The organism is Clavibacter sp. VKM Ac-2873 (assembly GCF_015351075.1).
GTDB lineage: Bacteria > Actinomycetota > Actinomycetes > Actinomycetales > Microbacteriaceae > Clavibacter.
The window spans coordinates 226228-244334 of record NZ_JADKRS010000003.1; the positions used below are offsets into that span (position 1 = coordinate 226228).

Consider the following 18107-nt stretch of genomic DNA (forward strand, 5'->3'; position numbering starts at 1 on the left):
CTGCGAGCGGCTTTCTCGTACGGCGGCAGCGGGGTCGCGTGCCCATCGAAGTCATCCGGTCGTTCACCCCTGCTGTCATCAGGAGCCCGGCCGCTCTCAGCTCGCTGCCGCCGTGCCTGCGCTTCCGCTAGGGCGGCCGAGAGCCGTCCATTGAATCCCATCACGTCATCGCTCCTCACTCCTCTGCCTAATTCCGCACGCGCAGATACGACGGGCGCGCGACACCTCGGCATTTCCTCCTACGAGGATATTGCCCGCACATCGCGGGCCTCCATCTTGTCGCTGACCACCTGCGGCAATGCCATCACAGCGCCGTGTTTCGATTTGTTACCTCGCCCTGTTGCGAATGTGGGATGGTTCCGGCGAGTTGAACCTTGAAGCTCACTTTCAAAAGAGACACCAACGAAAGGAACCATCTGATGAAAAGAAAGCAAATCGCAATTGCATCATTTGTATCCACTGCCGCATTGGCGATGACTGTGGCGACGCCAGCGCAAGCAGCGACCGCGACCTTCTTCGACGGAAGTGCGGCTCCTGATGTCATCTACATGGAGGGGACCGTATATCAAAGCCGTACCGGGATCACGGCCGGATTCACCGAGGAGACGATCACCGGTCTCGCCAACATACAGGTTTGGCTCGGCACAGCCACTACGAATGCGTGGAGCTATGAGGCCACGATCTACGACACCCGGAACTACCGCAAGGGTGCGTTCAGGTGGAAGTCGCCAGGTGAGACCGCCAGCCTCAACGCCAGGGCCACGGCCTTGGATGTCGGCCGGATCCGCAGTGATGCCGTCAACGATTCCACAGCTGCCGAGGTGCACGTCGAAGGCCCTGCCGCCCCGACCTCCGCCTTGGCCCAAGTCGCCTCCGCGTCCGGTTTCTCGAAGGATGACCTGGTCGCAATCGGTCAGTACGAGGGGGTGCAGCTGTGGAAGGCGTCGAACGCGTCCGACACTTTCCTGTTCACGTCCGGCGACTCAGAGGATGACTACGTCACATCCGCCCGGGCGTCTAACATCAGCTTCTCTCAGCGCGCGATCTCCGTCCGAAACAGCATACCGGAAGCGGATGGCGCCGTTCATACTCATCAGTTCGTCCTCACGGACGACGCCCACGAGGCGGATATCGCATCTGTCGATGGCATGAGCAACATCGGACACGACCTGTTCGTGGACACCAGAGCCGACGAGCGCGGAGAAGATCAAATCACCACCTTCGGCGCAGAAGGCACCGTCCTGACGAGCGAAGCCGGTGAGGCAGGTGAGCCCGCCAGCTATGCGTTTGCGCTCTCCGGTACGCAGTGATCGTCTGCGGACGGATGTCTGACTGACGTCGACACGATCTGAGATGGTCTCGGCTCTCCCAGCTCGATGGCCGGGGGAGCACAGCCACCGTCACGATGACTGCGCCCCTCGCCGGCCTCCGCTCCTGGATGCGGCTCGCCTGTCGCGCAGAGCGGACTACACGGCGCGACGCGGCACGGCGGCCGGTCTAGCTATGCGTCAGCGCGAGGGAACGACTAGGCAGCCGGGGTCGTACGCGGAGGGTCCACCGCAGCGGGCGAAGCTTCGAAAGCCGACGGCTCGCCCGCATCCGCCTCCGCCTTCTTCTCGCGCGCCAGCCGGATCGCCGCGCGACCCGACGGCAGCGAGATGGCGACCGTGATCACCACGACGGTGATGATCCCCGCCGCCACGAGCAGCTCCTGCACGCGGAACACGTCCGCGAGCGGGCCGAACGCGACCGCGCCGATCGGGGTCGCGAGCGCCATGACGATCCCGACGTAGCTGAAGACGCGGCCGTGCATCTCGGGCGCGACGGTCTCCTGCACGAGCGTCATGAACGGCGCCGAGAACAGCGGCACGAACAGGCCGATCGCGAACATGAAGCCGTAGAACACCCCGAGGTTCGGGCTGAGGCCGAGGCCCGCGGTGAAGACCGCGAAGCCGAAGCAGCTGACGAGGATCAGGGTCATGCGGTCGGACTTCGCGAACAGCGTCGACACGAGCGCGCCGCCGCCGAGCATGCCGACGCTGAAGGCGATCTCCAGCACCGTCACCATCCACACCTCGGTGCCGTACGTGCGGGCGACCAGCAGCGGCGTGATGAACGACGGCGCGACCGTGAGCAGGAAGATGATCGCGAAGACCACGAGCAGCCAGCGCACGACCGGGTTGCCGCCGATGTAGCGGATCCCCTCGACGAGGTCCTCGCGGTACGTCGACGTCTTGTCCGCGATGGACGCGAGCGTCGGCACGGCCACCGACAGCAGGAACGCGATGCCGATCGCGGCCGTGATCGCGTCGACGAAGAACAGCGGCACGAGCCCGTAGGCGGCGAAGACCGCGCCCGCGGCGGCCGGCGCGAGCAGGGCCATCGCCGACTGGATGGTGCCGAAGATGCCGTTGACGCGCAGCAGCTGCTCAGGCGGCACGATCTGCGGGATCATCGCCTGCACCGCGGGCGTCTGGAACCCGGCGCCGACGGAGCGCACGGCGACCGCGAGCAGGATGATCCAGAGGTCGGTGACGCCGTTCGTCATCAGCAGGGCGAGCGCCAGGGTGACGATGGCGATGCTGCTGTCGGACACGATCACGAGCACGCGCCTGTTCATGCGGTCGGCGAGCGTGCCGCCGAAGATCGAGACGATCCCCTGCGGCAGGAACGCGCAGACCGCGTAGAGCGCGACCGCGAGACCCGACCGGGTCTCGAAGGTGACGTACCACATGACCGCGTACTGGACGAGCATCGAGCCGAACAGCGAGACGGTCTGGCCGCTGAGGAAGAGGGTCGCGTTGCGCTTCCAGCGCGCGGCGACGACGGACTGGTCGGCCGCGCTCATGGCGGGCACGCCGGGCACGTCGGCCTGCGCTGCCGGGTCGCTCATCGGATCCTCGCCGCTCGCTTTTCCTCGGGTGTGGAACGCCAGGTTACGGGGTGGCGCGTGCGGTGCGCTAGGGGTGGGGCATGGCGATCGGAGCTCTGGCTCAGCGCTCCAAGCGAGGCGCGGGCGGGACCGCGGCGCGTTCCGGCAGCCCACCTTCGAGGATGCCCCCGACCATGCGCATCGCCCTCTCGGACAGGCAGTCGCCCGGGTAGTAGGCCTCGAACACCTCCTCGGCACCGCCGACCGAGGAGACACCGCAGATGGTCAGCAGCTGTGCGATGTCCTCGTCATCGCGTCCAGGCCGGTTCGCGTTCAGCTTCATCGCCAACAGCGCCTCCGCCGATGCCAGCTGGATGGTCACGCCGTCCCGGTCGAAGACCGTCTGCCAGTCGACCTCTCGGCCGAACAGCGGGATGAAGCCCTTGCCCGCGTCGTTGATCCAATCGTGCTGCCATCCGCGCCGCATCGCGATGAGCTGCACGACTTCGGCGATGTCCGCATCGAACCGGAGCCGCGCGTCGATGTCGACGGTAGTCTCCCGGTCGAAGAGCCCGAGAGCCAGCGCGGCCCCGCCGAAGATCTGGATCTCGCCGGCGATCCCCCTCTCGAGCAGGATCGTCGCGAGCTCACGCAGCGCCGACTCGAGGTCATGCCTGTCGAGCATCGCCATCTAGACGCTCGCGAGGGTGTCGACGTCGAGCAGGACGCCGTGGCGGAGGAACGCCTCGGGCACTCGCGCGCGATCCACCGGGATGTCGTAGCGGCCCGACCCGAACGTCCACTCGTGGGAGAGGTGTCGCCCATCGGACCTCACCCAGGACGGCAGAGGCAGTCCGCCCTCTTGGAGCCGATGCTCCACCAGCGCGGCGATGGCCGCGTCCCAGTGCTCCGCACCTGTCGGCTGCGGCTCCGCGATGGTGAGGGCGAAGCGGACGGCCTCGTGCTCCGCAGCGAGATCATCGGCGAGCTGGATGAACTGCCGCACCGCGCGATCACCTCGTCGGTCGACGATGCTCCGTGCGATGCCCTCAGCGGCGGAAGCCGCGTCCGCTCGGCGAGTGGGGATGGCTATGAGCTGATGGCCGGTGGCGCGGAGGAGACGATCGACGGTGGTCGAGCTGGGGATCCGGTGACCCGACTCGACCTCCGAGACCGTCGATTGCGCGACGCCCGAGATGCTGCTCAGCTCGCGTTGGGAGAGGCCGCTCGCCCTCCGCGCTGCCTGGAGCACCTGCCCGACCGCCATGCGCGTCCCCCTCCGTGATAGCGAGGATGCTATCAGAAGGCTGCGACGCGCTAGAGGTCCCGGCTCGCCAGCACCACGTCGGAGTCGGAGGGCGTGATCTGCACCGTGCGGATCCGATCCATCGGGAGGCTCGAGGTGGCGGCGAGCAGGCGCGACTCCGCCTGGCCCGCGCCCCAGGTGGCGACGACCGTGCGCGTGCCGTCGTCGTCGATCGCGACGAGGTCGTAGGCGCCCTGGCCGACGCCGCCGCCCGCGTAGGCGCAGCTCCAGTCGAAGCGCGTGCCCCACGGCTGGGGCGTCACGGCGAGCTGCGCGGTCACGCCCTCGGCGAGATCGGAGCGCATGCTCACGGCGTCGGCGGGCAGGCCCACGGACAGGTCCCTGGACGGGTCCGAGGCGGGCGAGGAGGAGGCCGAGGTCGGATCAGCGACGGGCCCGCTCACGCCGGCGCGCAGCGCGGAGCCGAGGCCCGCGCCGCCGACCAGGAGCACGACGGCGGCGGCGGCGAGGATCCAGCCGCCCGTCCGACGCGACAGCGGCACGCGCGCGGCGCCCGCGAGGGGCCGACGCCGACGACGCGGCACCCGGTGGGTCGGCGCCTCCTGCCGCAGCGCGACGGGCTGCGGGACGACGGGCGCCTCGGGCTCGTCCATGAGCGCGATCGCCTCCTCGACGGGCAGCATCCGCAGCACGCCGGGCAGGCCGGAGAACTCGACGAGGGAGCGCATGCACGCGTCGCAGCCCTCGAGGTGGGCTTCGAAGAGCGCGCGGTCGGTGGCGCTCAGGCTGCCCAGCACGTACGCGGCATCCCACTCGTGGATGTCGTCGGCGCGGTCGTTCATCGGGTGACTCCTCGTTCCTGCAGGGCGAGACGGAGCGCCTTGAGCGCGTAGTGGAGGCGGGACTTGATGGTGCCGGGCGGGACGCCCTCGCGTTCCGCCGTCTCCACGACCGTGCGGCCCAGGTGGTAGCAGCTGACGACCGCGCGGCGGTGCTCGGCCGAGAGCGACGCGAGCGCCTCGGCGACGAGCAGACGGTCGATGATGGCGTCGGACGCGTCCGCGACGGGATCCTCCGGCAGCACGTCCGTCGGCGTCTCGCGACCGCGCCAGGCACTGCGCCGGTCGTCGATCACGAGGTTCCGCACGACGGTGAAGAGCCAGCGGCGGGCCGACTCGTCGTCCTCCGCGAGGATCGCGGGCGAGCGCCAGGCCCGCAGCAGCGCCTCCTGCACGACGTCCTCGGCGAGCGCCGGATCGCCCGTGAGCCGAAGCGCGTACCGCTGCAACGCCGGTGCGTGCGCATCGTGCAGCGCCCGCATGCGGGCCGTGCTCTCCGTGGTCATCCGTGCCTCCTCCTCCCACGACGAGACGGACGGCCGGATGGTTCACCGCTCCCGCGAATCATCTCAGGGGGAGCCGCGAACCTGGCAGGAACCTGAGCCCGTGAACCATCTCCGCGGCTGGTCCGTCGTCCCTGGTGTCGGCGCAGCCTCTCGCGGCGATCAGATGAGCACCATCCGGATCAGGAGACCCCCATGCAGAAGAAGACCAAGATCATCCTCGGCACGAGCGCGGCCGTGGTGGTCGTGCTCGGTGTCAGCGCCGCCGCGTTCGGCCCCGCCTTCTACCGCGACGTGATCGTCGGCGCCCCCGCGGCCGCCCCGTCCGTCTCGGCCGACCCCGCCGACTCCACGCTCGACACGAGCAACCTGTCCGGCGAGTGGCAGATCGGCACCGGCAGCACCGCCGGCTACCGCGTCGCCGAGGTGCTCAACGGCACCGACGTGACCGTCGTCGGCAAGACCGAGGACGTCACCGGCAGCATCACCGTCGACGGATCCACCCTCTCGGCCGCGACCGTGAAGGTCGACGTCGCGAGCATCGCCACCGACGCGGCCCCCCGCGACGAGTACTTCCGCAGCACCGCCATGGAGGTCTCGAAGTACCCGGACGCGACCTTCATGCTGACCCAGCCCGTCGACGCGGCCGTGCCCGCCGACGGCCAGGTCGCGACGGTCCAGGCGACCGGCGAGCTGACCATGCACGGCGTGACGCAGACCGTCACCGTGCCGCTGCAGGCCGCGCTCTCGGGCGGCGGCGTGCAGGTGAGCGGATCCATCCCCGTCACCTTCTCCGACTACGGCGTCCAGGCCCCGAGCCTCGGCTTCGTGAGCGTCGAGGACAAGGGCACGGTCGAGTTCCTGGTGTCGGCCACGCCGACGAAGTAGCCGTCGGCGCGGCCATCGGGCCGTGCGGGACGGGAGGGGAGGAGGAGCGCATCCGGGTCGCGCCTCCTCCCCTTCGTGCGTCCCGGGCTAGCCGGCCGAGCGCACGACCGCGGTCAGCGGCCAGAGGCTCTGCTCGAAGGCAGCGCGTCGCCCAGCAGGCGCGCGAACGGCGCGCGGTCCTCCGGGGTCGCGAAGCCGGGCAGCGGCGCGGATCCGTAGAGGTCGTCGTCCGCGTAGCGCGGGAAGACGTGGACGTGGAGGTGCCACACGTCCTGGCCGCCCGCGGTCTCGTTGTGCTGCCGGATCGAGATGCCCGCGCAGCCGTAGGACGCGCGCATCGCGACGGCGACCTCCTGGACGAGGTCCATCACGGCGTGCAGGTCGGCGGGCGTCACGGAGTAGAGGTCGCGGACGTGGATCCGCGGGATCACCAGGGCGTGCCCGCGGTTGCGCGGCCACCAGCGCGGCGCGATGACGGCGATCGCGCGGTCGCGCTCGGCCACCACGTCCTGGGGCAGCGGCGCGACCATCGGCGCGTCGTCGAGCAGCGCGCAGAACGGGCAGGGCGCCTCGACGTCTCCCGGCCCGCTCACGAGGACGACGCCCCGAGCAGCGCCCGGGCCGCGTCGCGCGCGGCCGCCATCGGGCGGGCGAACGTCCCCATGCCGAGCGTCACGAGGCCACCCTCGTAGAGCAGCATCAGCGTGCGGGAGGTGGCGGCCGGATCCGGCACCGCGGCCTCGCGGCACAGGTCCCGGAGCAGCTCGAGCAGCCACGCCTTCTGCCGCATCACCTCGGGGAGCACGTCGTGGCCGTCGTCCTCGTCGCCGAGGTCGCCGGCGCCGAGCTCCGCGCGCGCGTTGATCGCGCTGCAGCCCTTGGGCGTGTTCGCGTCGGCCCAGGTGACGGCCGCGTCGAACACCGCCAGCACCCGGTCGATCCCGGGGTCCGGCGTGCGGGCGAGTCGCGCCGCGAGATGCTCGCGCCAGCGGGCGTCGCGGTGCTGCAGGTACGCCACCACGAGCTGCTCCTTGGAGCCGAAGCGGTCGTAGATCGTCTTCTTGGTGACCCCGGCGGCCGCGGCCACGGCGTCGACGCCGACCACGTGGATCCCCCGCGCGTAGAAGAGCTCGGACGCCGCGTCGAGCACGCGGCGGGCGCCGGGGGTGAGCGGGGCGAGGTCGGGGACGGCGGTGCGCATGCGTCGAATATACCGGTCTGTATAGTCGAGCCCATGATGAGTAGACAGATCGGTATACCTCGGCGGCTCGTGACGTCCGCCGCCGCCGCGGGCTTCGTGCTCGCGTGGAGCTCGGGCTTCCTCATCGCGGCCGTCGGCACGGTCGAGGTGCCCGCGACGACGCTGCTCGTCTGGCGGTTCGCGCCGCTCGCCGTGCTGCTCGTGGGTCTCGTCGTCGTGACGGGCGCGGCCCGCGGGATCGCCCCGCGGACGCTCGGGCGCCAGGCGCTCATCGGCGCGTGCGCGCAGCTCGGCTACTGCGCGTTCGTCTACGCGGCGATCGGCGCGGGGATCGCGACCGGCACGACGGCCCTCATCGACGCCGTGCAGCCGCTCGTCGTCGCGACGCTCGTCGGGCCTCTCCTCGGGCTGCGCGTGCGCGGCGCGCAGTGGGCCGGGCTCGCGCTCGGCGCCGTCGGCGTGGTGCTCGTGGTGCGGTCGCAGGCGGGGGCGGCGGACGCGGATCCGGTCGCCTACCTGCTGCCCGCGGCGGCGATGGCGTGCCTCGTCGCCGGCACGTTCCTCGAGCGCCGGTCGCACGGGCGGCCGCCCGTGCTCGTGACGCTGACCGTGCACGTCGTCGTCACGACGGTCGCGCTCGTGGTCGCCGCGGTGGCGACCGGCACGCTGGTGCCGCCCGCGGATCCGGCGTTCTGGATCACCACGGTGGTCGCCGCGCTCGTGCCGACCCTCGCCGCCTACGGGCTGTACTGGTGGCTGCTCGAGCGGGTCGGGATCACGGCGCTCAACGCGCTGCTGTTCCTGGTCGCGCCGACGACCGCGGTGGCGGGCGCGCTGCTGCTCGGGGAGCGGATCACGCCGGTCACGCTCGCGGGGTTCGCGCTGTGCGGCGCGGGCGTGGCGGCGGTGCTCGCGTCGGAGGCGCGGCGGGCGACCGCGGCGCCCGACGGGGACTCCGCGGACACCGGGCACGCGGACGACCACCCCAGTCCGGGTGCGGATCGTCGCGAGCCGGCCACCCGGGCCGCGAGACGCCCTAGCGTCGGGGCATGAGCGCTCCGCGGACCACCGTCGGCTGGGTGGCGGTGTGCGCGGCCGCCGTCCTCACGATGAGCGGGTGCGCGTTGCCCAGCGGGGCGGGCGGGCTCGCGTCGGAGGACCCGCCGATCATCCTGCCGACGTCCACGGCGACGCCGACACCGACCGTCGACCCCGAGGAGGGCGGCTTCACGGAATGCGCGGACGCCTCCCCCGCCGCGCTCGCCGCCGTGAACGCGAGCATCGCCGCGCATCCCGGGCCTTCCCCGGGCCTCCACCTCGACGGTCTCGAGACCGTCTGGGACGCGGACGAGGAGGTCTGGACGCTGGCCGGCATGGTGGGCCCGATGGGCGAGCCCGTGAGCTCCACGTCCGGGCACATGGTGGCGCTCTGGGCGACGGACCAGGATCCGACCCGCGAGGACTTCGCGGGCACGATCTGGTCGGCCGTCAACGGGTCCGACATGGTCTCCGACGCCCCGCGTCTCGAATCGTTCCGACCACTGACCATGGACGACCCCGACCCGGCGGGGCTCTGGTGCAGCGACCTCTACCCGGAGGCGGACGGCGGCACAGGCGGCTGATCCGCCGCCGGCAGCCCGCGCAACCACACGTCGACCTCGCGGGTCGAGCGCAGCCGCACGATCCGGAGGTGCGGGTGCTCGACGGCTGCGAGCACGACGCGCTTGCGCGTCTTCGCGCGACCGCGCCACCCCCAGCGCACGATGTGGTCGGGGTCGGTGAGGACGGTGCGCATCGGCGGCTCGACGTTGCCGTGCCAGAGCGGCTCGCGGCGCCAGCGGCGGACGACCGTGCGGCGGATCAGCCGCCCCATCTGCACGTCGACGGGCAGGTCCAGCCAGACGAGGGTGTCGGCGCGCGACGGCAGCAGATCCCCGAGCTGGGTCGTGTACTGCCACTCGGTGACCCACGCGTCGCGCGACGAGAAGGCCTCGACGTCGGCGTGGAAGGTGGGCAGCTCCGTCCAGTCGGGGCCGTGGAAGAGGGAGTCCATCTCGGTGTGCGGGAGGCCCGTGCGCTCCTGGATGCGCCGGGCCAACGTGGTCTTGCCGGCTCCCGATGGCCCGCCGATGAGGATGCGCCGGGCGGGCGGATCCAGGCGCTGGAGGGGTCCGAGCATCTCGCGATCCTAGGGCGGGCGGGCGGAGCCCCGTCGGGATGCGCCCCCACCCTCCCTCCCGACGTGACGACCCGGTACCGTGGTGCCGCCCCCGGGCATGGACGCCGACCGGAAGGACCCGATCATCGGATCGCCCTCGCGCGACGACGCGCACCACTCCCCCGTCTTCACGACCGCGACCTCGGCGCCGACCTGGGAGGAGGGGATCCTCGTCGGCAGCGGACGCGTCGGCGCCGTCGCGCACGGGCCGGCCGACGCGATCACCGTCTCCCTCGCGCACGAGCGCTGGTTCCCGCCGGTGAACCCGCGGCCGCACGCTCCCGATCTCCGGCCCCGCATCGACGCCATCCGCCGCGCGCTCCTCGACGGCGACCCGGACACGGCGACCGCCGAGCTGATGGCGGGCGCGCGGGACAGCGGCTACGGCGACGACCTCGTCTGGACGGATCCGCTCGGCATCTGCGCGACCGTCGTGATCCGCACCCCCGGCGGCGTCGCGGGCACGCGGCGCACCATGGACCCGGTCGGGGGCGAGTCCGCGATCGCGTGGACCGACCTCGCCGGCGGCCGCCACGCGCTGCGCCTCCTCGCGCCGCGCGACGGGGAGGCCTGCTGGCTGGCGCTCGAATCCGACCGGGAGACCGAGGCGGTCGTCGAGCTCGGCCTCGGCGCGGGCGACGCGTCGGCCCTCGTCACGGGCGGGCCGGACGCGTCCGCCGCGGTGCGCGCGACCGTGGCGGGAGGGGCGCGCGGGATCCTCACGGCCGAGGCCCGCGCGGGCGACGCCGCGCTGCGGACGGTCACGGCGGTCGACGCGGGCGACCCGGGCAGCGCGTGGGAGGTCGACGGCGGATCCGCGCGCGCGACCGTCCGCACCGGCCCGGGCGCGACGCGGCTGCTGCGCCTGGCCGTCGCGACGGGTCCGGCCGCCGCGGATCCCACGCCCGACGGCCCTCCGGAGCCCGTGTCCGCGTGGGACGACCTGCGCGCCGCCCAGCGCGCGACGCACGGCGCCCTCGTCGGCGCATCCGCCCTCGACCTCGGCGGCGCGACGCCCGCGGGCGACGGCGCCGACCCCACCACCGAGGACCTCTGGGCCGCGGCGCGCGCGGGCGATCCCGCCGCCCGCCGCCGCGTCGTCGAGGTCGCCTACCTCAGCGGTCGCGCCGCGATCGTCTCCTCCACCGGCGAGCTGCCCGCGACGCTGCAGGGCGTGTGGCAGGGCACCTGGCGCCCGGCCTGGTCGGCGGACTACACGCTCAACGGCAACGTGCAGAACGGCGGCATCGCGAGCCTCATCCCCACCGGCACGCCCGAGCTCGCCCGGAGCCTCCTCGAGCTGGTGCTCCCCCACCTCGACGACTTCCGCGAGAACGCGCGCCGCGTGTACGGCGCCGAGGGCATGCTGCTGCCGGCGCGCATGTCCACGCACGGCCGGGCCGACCACTTCGACGCCGACTACCCGATGCCGTTCTGGCAGGGCTGCGGCGGCTGGATCCTCCGCGTCGCGGCCGACCTCGTCGCCACCACCGGCGACCGCGGCATCGTCGACGACCGGCTGTGGGAGCTGGCCCGCGGGGTGCTGCGCTTCGCCGAGACCGCGACCGTGATGGTCGACGGGGTGCGGCGCCTCGTCCCCTCCTACTCGCCGGAGAACACCCCCGGCGGCGAGCGCGTGCCGGCCGCCACCGACGCGACCATGGACGTCGCGATCCTCCGCGACGCCGCCCGCGCCACGGCCCTCCTCGGCCGGGCCCGCGGCGACTCCTCGCTCGACGCACGCTGGGCCGCCGTGGTCCGCGACCTGCCGCCCTACCGCGTGGCCGACGACGGCACGCTCGCCGAGTGGCTGGATCCGCGCTGGCCCGAGCGGATCGCGCACCGCCACGCGTCCCAGCTCCACCCGCTCGGGGACGAGGCGGATCCGGCGTTCGTCGGCGACGGGGACGCGGCCGTCCGCCTCCGCGCCGCGGCCGCGCGGACCGTCGCCGCGAAGATCGCGTGGCGCGCGGAGGACCCGACCGCGTCTCCCGGCCGGATGGTGATGGCGTTCGGCCTGGTGCAGGTGGGGCTCGCGGCGGCGGTCCTCGGCGACGGCGCGTCCGCGCTCACGTGCGTCGAGTGGCTCGCCGTCGACCACTGGAGCCCGACCCTCACGACCCGGCACGACGCGGGCCGCCTCTTCAACCTCGACGCGAGCGGCGGCCTGCCCGCGCTCGTGGCGGCGATGCTGCTCGGGTCCGACGCGGCCTCGCTCGCGGTCCTCCCCGCGCTGCCGGCGGCGTGGGCGCGCGGATCCGTCAGCGGGCTCCGCGCGCGCGGCGGGCTGGTCGTCGACCGGCTCGACTGGGATCCGGAGGGCGCGTCCCTCGTGGTGCGGCGCGTGCCGGGCGCGGAGTGGCTGGCGCCCGCGGACGGCACGACGCTGCGGTTGCCGCGGGCGGCGACGGTGCGGGTGGACGGGCGCGAGCACGACGCCGACGAGCGCATCGCGTTCGGCACGCGGCCGTTCCGGATCGAGCTCCGGTGGCTGCCCGAGCCCGTACCGTGATCCCCGTGCCCGCCACCCCCGCCGCCCTCCTCGCCGCCTACGACGCCCAGCTCCGCACCGACGCCGAGACGCCGAGCGCGCTCGACGTGCGGGAGCTCGGCCCGCTGCGCCTCATCGTCTTCCTCGGCGGACGCGGCTTCATCACGTACGCCGACCTCGGCGGCCTCGACGAGGCCGGCCTGCGCGAGCTCGTCCCCGCCGCGCTCGCGCGCTACCGCGACGACCCCGCGATCGCGACCGTGGAGTGGAAGACCCGGGGCCACGACCACGCCCCCGGGCTCGACGGGATCCTGCGGGAGAACGGCTTCGTGCCCGAGGAGCGCGAGTCGATCATGCTGGGCGAGGCGCGGGCGCTCGCGGTCGACGTGCCGCTCCCCGCGGGCGTGACGCTCCGGCGCATCACCGCGGACGCCGACGTGCGGGCGATGAGCGCCATGCAGGACGAGGTCTTCGGCGACCGGGTCTCCTCCGCCCACGCCGACGCGATCCTCCGCCGCCTCCGGCTCGACGACGGCATGGAGCTGTGGGTCGCCGAGGCCGACGGGCGGATCGTCTCCGCGGGCCGGCTCGAGCCCGTCGCGGGATCCGACTTCGCCGGGCTCTGGGGCGGCGCGACCCTGCCGGAGTGGCGCGGCCGGGGCATCTACCGCGCCCTCACCGCGGCCCGGGCGCGCTCGGCCCTCGCCGCCGGCCGCACGCTGATGCACAGCGACTCGACCGACTTCTCCCGCCCCATCCTCGAGCGCTCCGGCCTCGTCGCCTGCTCGACGACCACGCCGTACGCCTGGACGCGCTGACCGGGTCGGCGTTCCCCACCCGGGGTACCGTTGTCGCGTGAGCATCACGAGCAGCACGACGCCCTCGGGGCGTGGGGAGGTCGTCGGCGGCACGTCCGTCGGCACCAGGTAGTCACCGGATCCGTCGCCGCGCCCCGCTCGGGCCGGCCGCACCCGGCGCCCCGTCGATCCGCGAGGATCCGGCCGCCGTCCCCGACACCCACCTCCGCGGCACCGCCGCGACCCCGCACGAAGGGCTCCACATGCTCCCCCTGACCGAATCCGACATCCGCGCCTCCCTCGTCAACGCGTCGCAGCGCGAGGCGCGCGACCTCCGCCTCCCCGAGGGCTTCGCCGACCTCGCCTGGGACCGCCTGGACTTCCTCGGCTGGCGCGACCCGAAGGCCCCGCAGCGCGGCATCGTCGTCGCGCCCGTGGGTGACGAGCTGATCGGCGTGCTGCTGCAGCAGTCCTCCACCGCACCGCGGTCCCGCGCGCAGTGCACGTGGTGCCAGGACGTGCGCCTGCCGAACCCGGTCGGGTTCTACGGCGCGCGCCGGGCGGGCGCCGCGGGCCGCAACGGCAACACGGTCGGCACGCTCGTGTGCACCGACTTCGAGTGCAGCGCCAACGTGCGGAAGCCCCGGCCGATCCCGTACCTCGGCTTCGACCCCGCGGCGGCGACGGCCCAGCTCATCGACGACCTGCGGACCCGGGTGGCGGCGTTCGCCGCCGACATCGCGTCGACCGCCTGACGCGGGCCGCGAGGGCTGACCCGCGCGACCGCTTCCGCCATGCTCGGAGCATGCTGCTGCGCACCGTGATCCTGTTCGCCCTCGCCGCGGCCGCCGAGATCGGCGGCGCCTGGCTCGTCTGGCAGGCGGTGCGCGAGGCGAAGCCGTGGTGGTGGGCCGGGCTCGGCGTCATGGCTCTCGGCGCCTACGGCTTCATCGCGTCGCTGCAGGCGGACGCGTCGTTCGGGCGGATCCTCGCGGCCTACGGCGGCGTCTTCGTCGCGGGCTCGCTCGTCTGGGGCGCCGTCGTGGACGGCTACCGCCCGGACAGGTGGGACGTGATCGGCTCCGTCATCTGCCTCCTCGGCGTCGCCGTGATCATGTTCGGGCCGCGCGGGCAGGGCGCCTGACGCGAGCGGAGGACGACGGCGCGCGTCCGCCCCGGAGGGCGGACGCGCGCGGTTCGTTGGGTGGGCCGGGCCAGCGCATCGGGGCAGCGGGCCCGACCGGGTCGGTGGGGCGGCTCAGGACTCCGGCGTGCAGAGGGTCGCGAGGGCCGTGCGGAACGCCTTGCGGTGCGCGTCGTCGAGGCCCTGGCCGAGCTCGCCGCGGGCGTTCGTGACGAGGTGGTGGCACGACGCGTCGTCGAGGGCGACGGACGCGGCGCCGATGGCCGGGACGAGCCGGGCGTCGACCGCGTTGATGCGCGGGCGGACGCTCGTGGTGAGGTCGGGCGCGGTCGTCGGCGCCTGCGCGGGGTTCGCGCGCCAGAAGGAGATGAGCGCGTACTGCACCTGCTTGCTCGCGATGATCTGCGCGCGGATGACGCGCTCGGCGGCGACGGGGTCGACCCCGTCGGCCTTCGCCGCGGCGATGGTGGCGTCGATCACGGCCTGCTCGCGCGCGGGATCCGCGACGGCCTTGCCCGACAGGAACTTCGACGCGGCCACGTCGTCGGCGATCTCGAGGCGGTCGAGGGCGGCGGACGCGACGGCGGTGACCGCCTGCTGCTCCGCCGGGTCGCGCGGGCACGCCTGCGCGGGCGCGGCGGCGCCGAGGAGGGCGGCGAGGGTGACGGCGAACGCGGACGTGGCGAGCAGGGCGCGGCGGGGCATGGCGGATCCGTTCGTGAGGAGCGGGCGGAGGGGGCGAGCGCGGGTGGACCGGGTCGGGTGCCGTGAGCTTAGGCAGACGACGCGCCCGGGCGGTCGCCGGAGTCCACAGGCTGCCCCGGTCGGGGGCGCGCGCCCGCGGCGGGCCCGTCGCTAGCGTGGGCGGATGACGACGCCCGACGCCGCCCCCTCATCCGCACCCGCGGCCGCACCCGCACCCGCATCCGCACCCGCACCCGCACCTCACCCGGATCGCGTGATCCGCGGCGCCCGCGGCGCGCTCCTCGCGCTGGCCGTCGGCGTCGCCGCCGCGGTGCTCGGGCTGCTGCCGTGGATCCTCGCGGGCCTGCGCCTCCCGCTGCAGAACCTGTGGCGGGAGGACATCACGTCCGCGGCCGACATGCCCATCGCGCTGCTGCCGTTCAACCAGTACACGGCGGGCCTGCTGGCCGCGGTGATCCTGGTGGGCGGCGGCATCGCGGGCACCGCCGCCCGCGCGCTGCGGTCGCGGCTCCCCCGGCACGGCTCGTGGCTGGTGGTCGCGGGGCTGCTCCTCGTGCAGGTCGTCGCGCTCGTGCAGACCGCCACCGTGACGGCCGACGGGCTCGGCGTGGACGACGTCTCCGGCGCGGGCGGCCGCACGGGCGCGGGCATCAGCGAAGCGCAGGTGTACCTCGTCGCGTTCGTCGCCGGCACCGCGGCGATGGTGCTGCTCGCGGCGGTCGTCGCGGTGCTCCTCGCCCGCGCGTCCGCCGGCCTCGCGGTCGTCGCGGCGGCATTCCCGGTCGTGCTGCTCGGCGAGTGGTCGGGCGGGCTCGTGTCCCCCGGCGAGGACGGGATGCTGAGCGACACGGCGTACGCGATCCTGCCCGTGATCTCGTGGGTGCCGTCCGTCGTGCTCGGCGTCGCCATCGCGCTCACGGGGCTGCGGTCGGTCGGCCGCGTGATCGGGTCGGTCGCCGCGGTGCTGCTGCTCTGGCTCGGGACGGCGGTGGTGGTCGGCGTCACGTACGCCCTGGGCAACCGCAGCATGCTGCGCTACCCGCTCGAGCTGGTGCAGGCGGGCGGCATGGTGGGCGGCGAGGTGCTCCGAGGCCAGGGCGGCGTGCTCGGGCAGCTCGCGGTGGCGGTCGTCGTGGGGATCCTCGGCGCGCTCGTCGCGCGCGCGGTGCGGCGGCGGGCCGTCAGCGCGGGCTGACCGGATCCTCGTCGGCCGGCCGGGCGGGATCCCCGGCTCAGCCCGCGAGCCCGCGCACGAGCCGCGGCAGTTCGCGCATGTCGTCGAAGACGACGGCGCCCGCATCGCGCAGGCGGTCCGCCGGGGTGAGTCCGCCCGCGTAGCCGAGCGCCCGCATGCCCGCGGCGAGCGCGCCCTGGACGCCGTACGGGCTGTCCTCCACGACGACGCAGCGCGCGGGATCCACGCCCATCCGCGACGCCGCGAGGAGGAAGAGGTCGGGCGCCGGCTTGCCGTGCGCGACCTCGGTGGCGCTCGAGATCCGGCCGTCGAAGCGCGGGAGCAGGCCCGTGCGCGCGAGGTTCGCACGGATCTTCGGGTGGTCGCCGCTCGATGCCACGCACGTCGGCGTCGCGATGCGGTCGAGCGCGTCCGCGATGCCGTCGACCGGCCGCAGGTGCTGCTCGAACGCGTCCGCGTACCAGCGCGCGTAGGGCGCGTCCCAGTCGTCGGCGAGGTCGCGGCCGAGGTGCGCGGCGACCTCGGCGGTGAAGGTCGCGTGCGACTTCCCGACGAACCGCTCCACGATCTCCTCGATCGAGAGGTCCCAGCCGAGCTCCGCGAGCACCCGCCGGTCGACCTCCACCGCGAGCACCTCGCTGTCGACGAGGACGCCGTCGCAGTCGAGGATCACCAGGTCGACGGGGGCGCTCACGCCGTCGTGCGCTCCGCCGCGGCGGCGCGCATCACGCCCGACGGGTCCACGAGGACGCGCGCGAAGGCGAGCTCGGCCGCGCCGATCATCAGCCGGTCGGGGCCGAGGGCCGCGCGCCGGATCCGCAGGGCCTCGCGCGCGCCGGGCAGCGCCTGGGCGGTGGCGCGGGCGAGGATGCGGTCGGGATCCGCCGCGTGCAGCGACCCGAGGAACCCGCCGAGCACCACGAGCGACGGGTTGAAGATGTTGACGACGTTGCGCAGCGCGACCGCGAGGTTGTCGATCTGCCGCTCGACCTCTGCCGTGACGGCCGGGTCGCCCGCCGCGAGGGCCGCCGCGAGCACGTCGCCCAGCTCGTCGGCGCGGGCGCGCGGGAGGCCCGTGACCTCGAGCAGCGCGTCCTGGCCGACGGTGGTCTCCAGGCAGCCGACCGCGCCGCAGTGGCAGAGCTCGCCGCCGGAGTCGACGAGGGTGTGGCCGAGCTCGCCGCCGTAGCCCTCCGCGCCGCCGAACGGGCGCCGGCCGATGAGCACGCCGCCGCCGACGCCCGACGCGCCGCCGTTGAGGTAGACGAGGTCGTCGACGTCGCGGCCGGATCCGAACCGGCCCTCGGCGACGGCCGCGAGGCTCGCGTCGTTGGCGGCGAGCGCGGGCAGCCCGGTCGCCTCGGCGAGGAGCCCGGCGAACGGCTCGTCGACCCAGCCGAGGTGCGGCGCGAGGCGCACGAGCCCGCCGTCGAAGCGCACGAGGCCGGGGACCGCGACGCCGATGCCGAGCACGAGGGCATCGGGTCGGGTCGCGCGCAGGCCGACGCGCAGCTCGGCGATGATCGCGGCGGCGAGCCCGGCGGCCTCGGCCGCGGTGGGCACGCCGTCGGTGTCGCGACGGATCCGCTGCTGCACCACGCCGTCGAGGCCGACGAGGCCGACGGTCACGGCGTCGATCTCGGGGTTCACGGCGAAGACGACCACGCGCGGGTCGGCGGAGACGATGGGGCTCGGCCGGCCGACGCGGTTGGTGCCGGGCGGCTCCGACTCGACCACGAGCCCGAGCTCCTGCAGCTCGCCCACGAGGGCCGCGATGGTGGACCGGTTGAGGCCCGTCTCCCGCGTCAGCTCGGAGCGGGACGCGGGGCCGGTCTCGTGCACGATCTGGAGGACGGTCGCGAGGTTGGAGCGGCGGACGTGGTCGGGCGTGGTGCCGCGGGAGCGGGCGTCGCCGGTGGGCGGGATCTCGCGCGAGCGCGGATCCGGCGCGAGCGGCACGACGCCGCCCGCCTCGTCGCCGGTCACT

20 protein-coding genes and 1 pseudogene are annotated in these 18107 nt (G+C 73.9%); 9 read left to right on the forward strand and 12 right to left on the reverse strand.

What is annotated here, in order from left to right; all coding sequences use genetic code 11:
- Positions 1-419: 419 nt before the first annotated feature.
- On the forward strand, positions 420-1310 hold the full coding sequence (locus tag ITJ44_RS10945; protein ID WP_194635430.1) for a hypothetical protein: 891 nt from the start codon (positions 420-422) through the stop codon (positions 1308-1310).
- Positions 1311-1525: 215 nt separating this feature from the next.
- Here ITJ44_RS10945 and ITJ44_RS10950 read toward each other — a convergent pair whose 3' ends face one another.
- The 6 genes and pseudogenes from ITJ44_RS10950 to ITJ44_RS10970 form a co-directional block, all read right to left on the reverse strand.
- Entirely contained in the window at positions 1526-2893 is a 1368-nt protein-coding gene (locus ITJ44_RS10950; RefSeq protein WP_194635432.1) for an MFS transporter, read from the reverse strand.
- A 100-nt stretch (positions 2894-2993) separates the two neighbouring features.
- The gene (locus ITJ44_RS10955) at positions 2994-3563 is read right to left on the reverse strand and encodes a DUF6036 family nucleotidyltransferase (RefSeq protein WP_228494977.1); all 570 of its coding nucleotides are present in this window, start codon (positions 3561-3563) and stop codon (positions 2994-2996) included.
- Positions 3564-3878, reverse strand: coding sequence for a hypothetical protein (locus ITJ44_RS16175; protein ID WP_370551688.1), 315 nt, complete (start codon positions 3876-3878; stop codon positions 3564-3566).
- Positions 3879-3986: 108 nt separating this feature from the next.
- A pseudogene (locus ITJ44_RS16180) lies at positions 3987-4139 on the reverse strand (helix-turn-helix domain-containing protein); the annotation flags it as partial.
- A gap of 50 nt (positions 4140-4189) precedes the next feature.
- Positions 4190-4981: a zf-HC2 domain-containing protein gene (locus ITJ44_RS10965; protein ID WP_194635436.1), complete on the reverse strand. Its 792-nt coding sequence runs from the start codon at positions 4979-4981 to the stop codon at positions 4190-4192.
- Positions 4978-5484 (reverse strand): sigma-70 family RNA polymerase sigma factor, encoded by a 507-nt coding sequence (locus tag ITJ44_RS10970; protein WP_011931510.1) that lies wholly within the window; start codon positions 5482-5484, stop codon positions 4978-4980. The genes ITJ44_RS10965 and ITJ44_RS10970 overlap by 4 nt, the downstream gene beginning before the upstream one ends.
- Positions 5485-5676: 192 nt before the next feature.
- Between ITJ44_RS10970 and ITJ44_RS10975 the strand changes: the two genes are divergently transcribed.
- The gene (locus tag ITJ44_RS10975; protein ID WP_194635438.1) at positions 5677-6369 is read left to right on the forward strand and encodes a YceI family protein; all 693 of its coding nucleotides are present in this window, start codon (positions 5677-5679) and stop codon (positions 6367-6369) included.
- Between the two features lie 113 nt (positions 6370-6482).
- Here ITJ44_RS10975 and ITJ44_RS10980 read toward each other — a convergent pair whose 3' ends face one another.
- Positions 6483-6962, reverse strand: coding sequence for an HIT family protein (locus tag ITJ44_RS10980; protein ID WP_370551680.1), 480 nt, complete (start codon positions 6960-6962; stop codon positions 6483-6485).
- Positions 6959-7570: a TetR/AcrR family transcriptional regulator gene (locus tag ITJ44_RS10985; RefSeq protein ID WP_194635440.1), complete on the reverse strand. Its 612-nt coding sequence runs from the start codon at positions 7568-7570 to the stop codon at positions 6959-6961. Before ITJ44_RS10985 ends, ITJ44_RS10980 begins: the two co-directional genes overlap by 4 nt.
- A gap of 33 nt (positions 7571-7603) precedes the next feature.
- On the opposite strand from ITJ44_RS10985, the gene ITJ44_RS10990 reads away from it, so the two are divergent.
- On the forward strand, positions 7604-8623 hold the full coding sequence (locus ITJ44_RS10990; RefSeq protein WP_228494978.1) for a DMT family transporter: 1020 nt from the start codon (positions 7604-7606) through the stop codon (positions 8621-8623).
- Positions 8620-9192, forward strand: a complete 573-nt coding sequence (locus tag ITJ44_RS10995) for a hypothetical protein (protein ID WP_194635442.1) — start codon at positions 8620-8622, stop codon at positions 9190-9192. The genes ITJ44_RS10990 and ITJ44_RS10995 overlap by 4 nt, the downstream gene beginning before the upstream one ends.
- Here ITJ44_RS10995 and ITJ44_RS11000 read toward each other — a convergent pair.
- On the reverse strand, positions 9159-9749 hold the full coding sequence (locus tag ITJ44_RS11000; protein ID WP_194635444.1) for an AAA family ATPase: 591 nt from the start codon (positions 9747-9749) through the stop codon (positions 9159-9161). The two genes, ITJ44_RS10995 and ITJ44_RS11000, sit on opposite strands and share 34 nt — an antisense overlap.
- A 79-nt stretch (positions 9750-9828) precedes the next feature.
- Here ITJ44_RS11000 and ITJ44_RS11005 point away from each other — a divergent pair, with 79 nt between their 5' ends.
- The 4 genes from ITJ44_RS11005 to ITJ44_RS11020 all read left to right on the forward strand — a co-directional run bounded on the left by ITJ44_RS11005 (position 9829) and on the right by ITJ44_RS11020 (position 14220).
- The gene (locus tag ITJ44_RS11005) at positions 9829-12300 is read left to right on the forward strand and encodes a glycoside hydrolase family 95-like protein (RefSeq protein ID WP_194635446.1); all 2472 of its coding nucleotides are present in this window, start codon (positions 9829-9831) and stop codon (positions 12298-12300) included.
- 5 nt (positions 12301-12305) lie between these two features.
- Positions 12306-13097 carry a GNAT family N-acetyltransferase gene (locus ITJ44_RS11010; protein ID WP_194635448.1) on the forward strand — a complete coding sequence of 264 codons (792 nt, stop codon included), beginning with the start codon at positions 12306-12308 and terminating at the stop codon, positions 13095-13097.
- Positions 13098-13339: 242 nt separating this feature from the next.
- Complete coding sequence (locus ITJ44_RS11015; protein ID WP_194635450.1) at positions 13340-13831, forward strand: FBP domain-containing protein; 492 nt, start codon at positions 13340-13342, stop codon at positions 13829-13831.
- Positions 13832-13881: 50 nt separating this feature from the next.
- A complete protein-coding gene (locus ITJ44_RS11020; RefSeq protein ID WP_194635452.1) occupies positions 13882-14220 on the forward strand; it encodes a YnfA family protein in 339 nt (112 codons plus the stop codon).
- Positions 14221-14334: 114 nt separating this feature from the next.
- Here ITJ44_RS11020 and aroQ read toward each other — a convergent pair whose 3' ends face one another.
- Positions 14335-14925 (reverse strand): gamma subclass chorismate mutase AroQ, encoded by a 591-nt coding sequence (gene aroQ, locus ITJ44_RS11025; RefSeq protein ID WP_194635453.1) that lies wholly within the window; start codon positions 14923-14925, stop codon positions 14335-14337.
- Positions 14926-15088: 163 nt separating this feature from the next.
- Between aroQ and ITJ44_RS11030 the strand changes: the two genes are divergently transcribed.
- A complete protein-coding gene (locus tag ITJ44_RS11030) occupies positions 15089-16120 on the forward strand; it encodes a hypothetical protein (RefSeq protein WP_194635455.1) in 1032 nt (343 codons plus the stop codon).
- Between the two features lie 37 nt (positions 16121-16157).
- Here the strand turns inward: ITJ44_RS11030 and ITJ44_RS11035 are convergent, their stop codons facing one another.
- Positions 16158-16814: an HAD family hydrolase gene (locus tag ITJ44_RS11035; RefSeq protein WP_194635457.1), complete on the reverse strand. Its 657-nt coding sequence runs from the start codon at positions 16812-16814 to the stop codon at positions 16158-16160.
- The gene (locus ITJ44_RS11040; RefSeq protein ID WP_194635459.1) at positions 16811-18106 is read right to left on the reverse strand and encodes an ROK family transcriptional regulator; all 1296 of its coding nucleotides are present in this window, start codon (positions 18104-18106) and stop codon (positions 16811-16813) included. Before ITJ44_RS11040 ends, ITJ44_RS11035 begins: the two co-directional genes overlap by 4 nt.
- Between the last annotated feature and the right edge of the window lies 1 nt (position 18107).

Excerpts from the sequence above, each read along its gene's own strand:
- ITJ44_RS10985 (WP_194635440.1), bottom strand. The coding sequence starts at position 7,570 with ATGCGCACCGCCGTCCCCGACCTCGCCCCGCTCACCCCCGGCGCCCGC.
- ITJ44_RS10990 (WP_228494978.1), top strand. The coding sequence starts at position 7,604 with ATGATGAGTAGACAGATCGGTATACCTCGGCGGCTCGTGACGTCCGCC.
- ITJ44_RS10995 (WP_194635442.1), top strand. The coding sequence starts at position 8,620 with ATGAGCGCTCCGCGGACCACCGTCGGCTGGGTGGCGGTGTGCGCGGCC.
- ITJ44_RS10975 (WP_194635438.1), top strand. The coding sequence starts at position 5,677 with ATGCAGAAGAAGACCAAGATCATCCTCGGCACGAGCGCGGCCGTGGTG.
- ITJ44_RS11030 (WP_194635455.1), top strand. The coding sequence starts at position 15,089 with ATGACGACGCCCGACGCCGCCCCCTCATCCGCACCCGCGGCCGCACCC.
- ITJ44_RS10950 (WP_194635432.1), bottom strand. The coding sequence starts at position 2,893 with ATGAGCGACCCGGCAGCGCAGGCCGACGTGCCCGGCGTGCCCGCCATG.
- ITJ44_RS11020 (WP_194635452.1), top strand. The coding sequence starts at position 13,882 with ATGCTGCTGCGCACCGTGATCCTGTTCGCCCTCGCCGCGGCCGCCGAG.
- ITJ44_RS11015 (WP_194635450.1), top strand. The coding sequence starts at position 13,340 with ATGCTCCCCCTGACCGAATCCGACATCCGCGCCTCCCTCGTCAACGCG.
- ITJ44_RS10955 (WP_228494977.1), bottom strand. The coding sequence starts at position 3,563 with ATGGCGATGCTCGACAGGCATGACCTCGAGTCGGCGCTGCGTGAGCTC.
- ITJ44_RS10970 (WP_011931510.1), bottom strand. The coding sequence starts at position 5,484 with ATGACCACGGAGAGCACGGCCCGCATGCGGGCGCTGCACGATGCGCAC.
- ITJ44_RS11000 (WP_194635444.1), bottom strand. The coding sequence starts at position 9,749 with ATGCTCGGACCCCTCCAGCGCCTGGATCCGCCCGCCCGGCGCATCCTC.
- ITJ44_RS10945 (WP_194635430.1), top strand. The coding sequence starts at position 420 with ATGAAAAGAAAGCAAATCGCAATTGCATCATTTGTATCCACTGCCGCA.
- ITJ44_RS10965 (WP_194635436.1), bottom strand. The coding sequence starts at position 4,981 with ATGAACGACCGCGCCGACGACATCCACGAGTGGGATGCCGCGTACGTG.
- aroQ (WP_194635453.1), bottom strand. The coding sequence starts at position 14,925 with ATGCCCCGCCGCGCCCTGCTCGCCACGTCCGCGTTCGCCGTCACCCTC.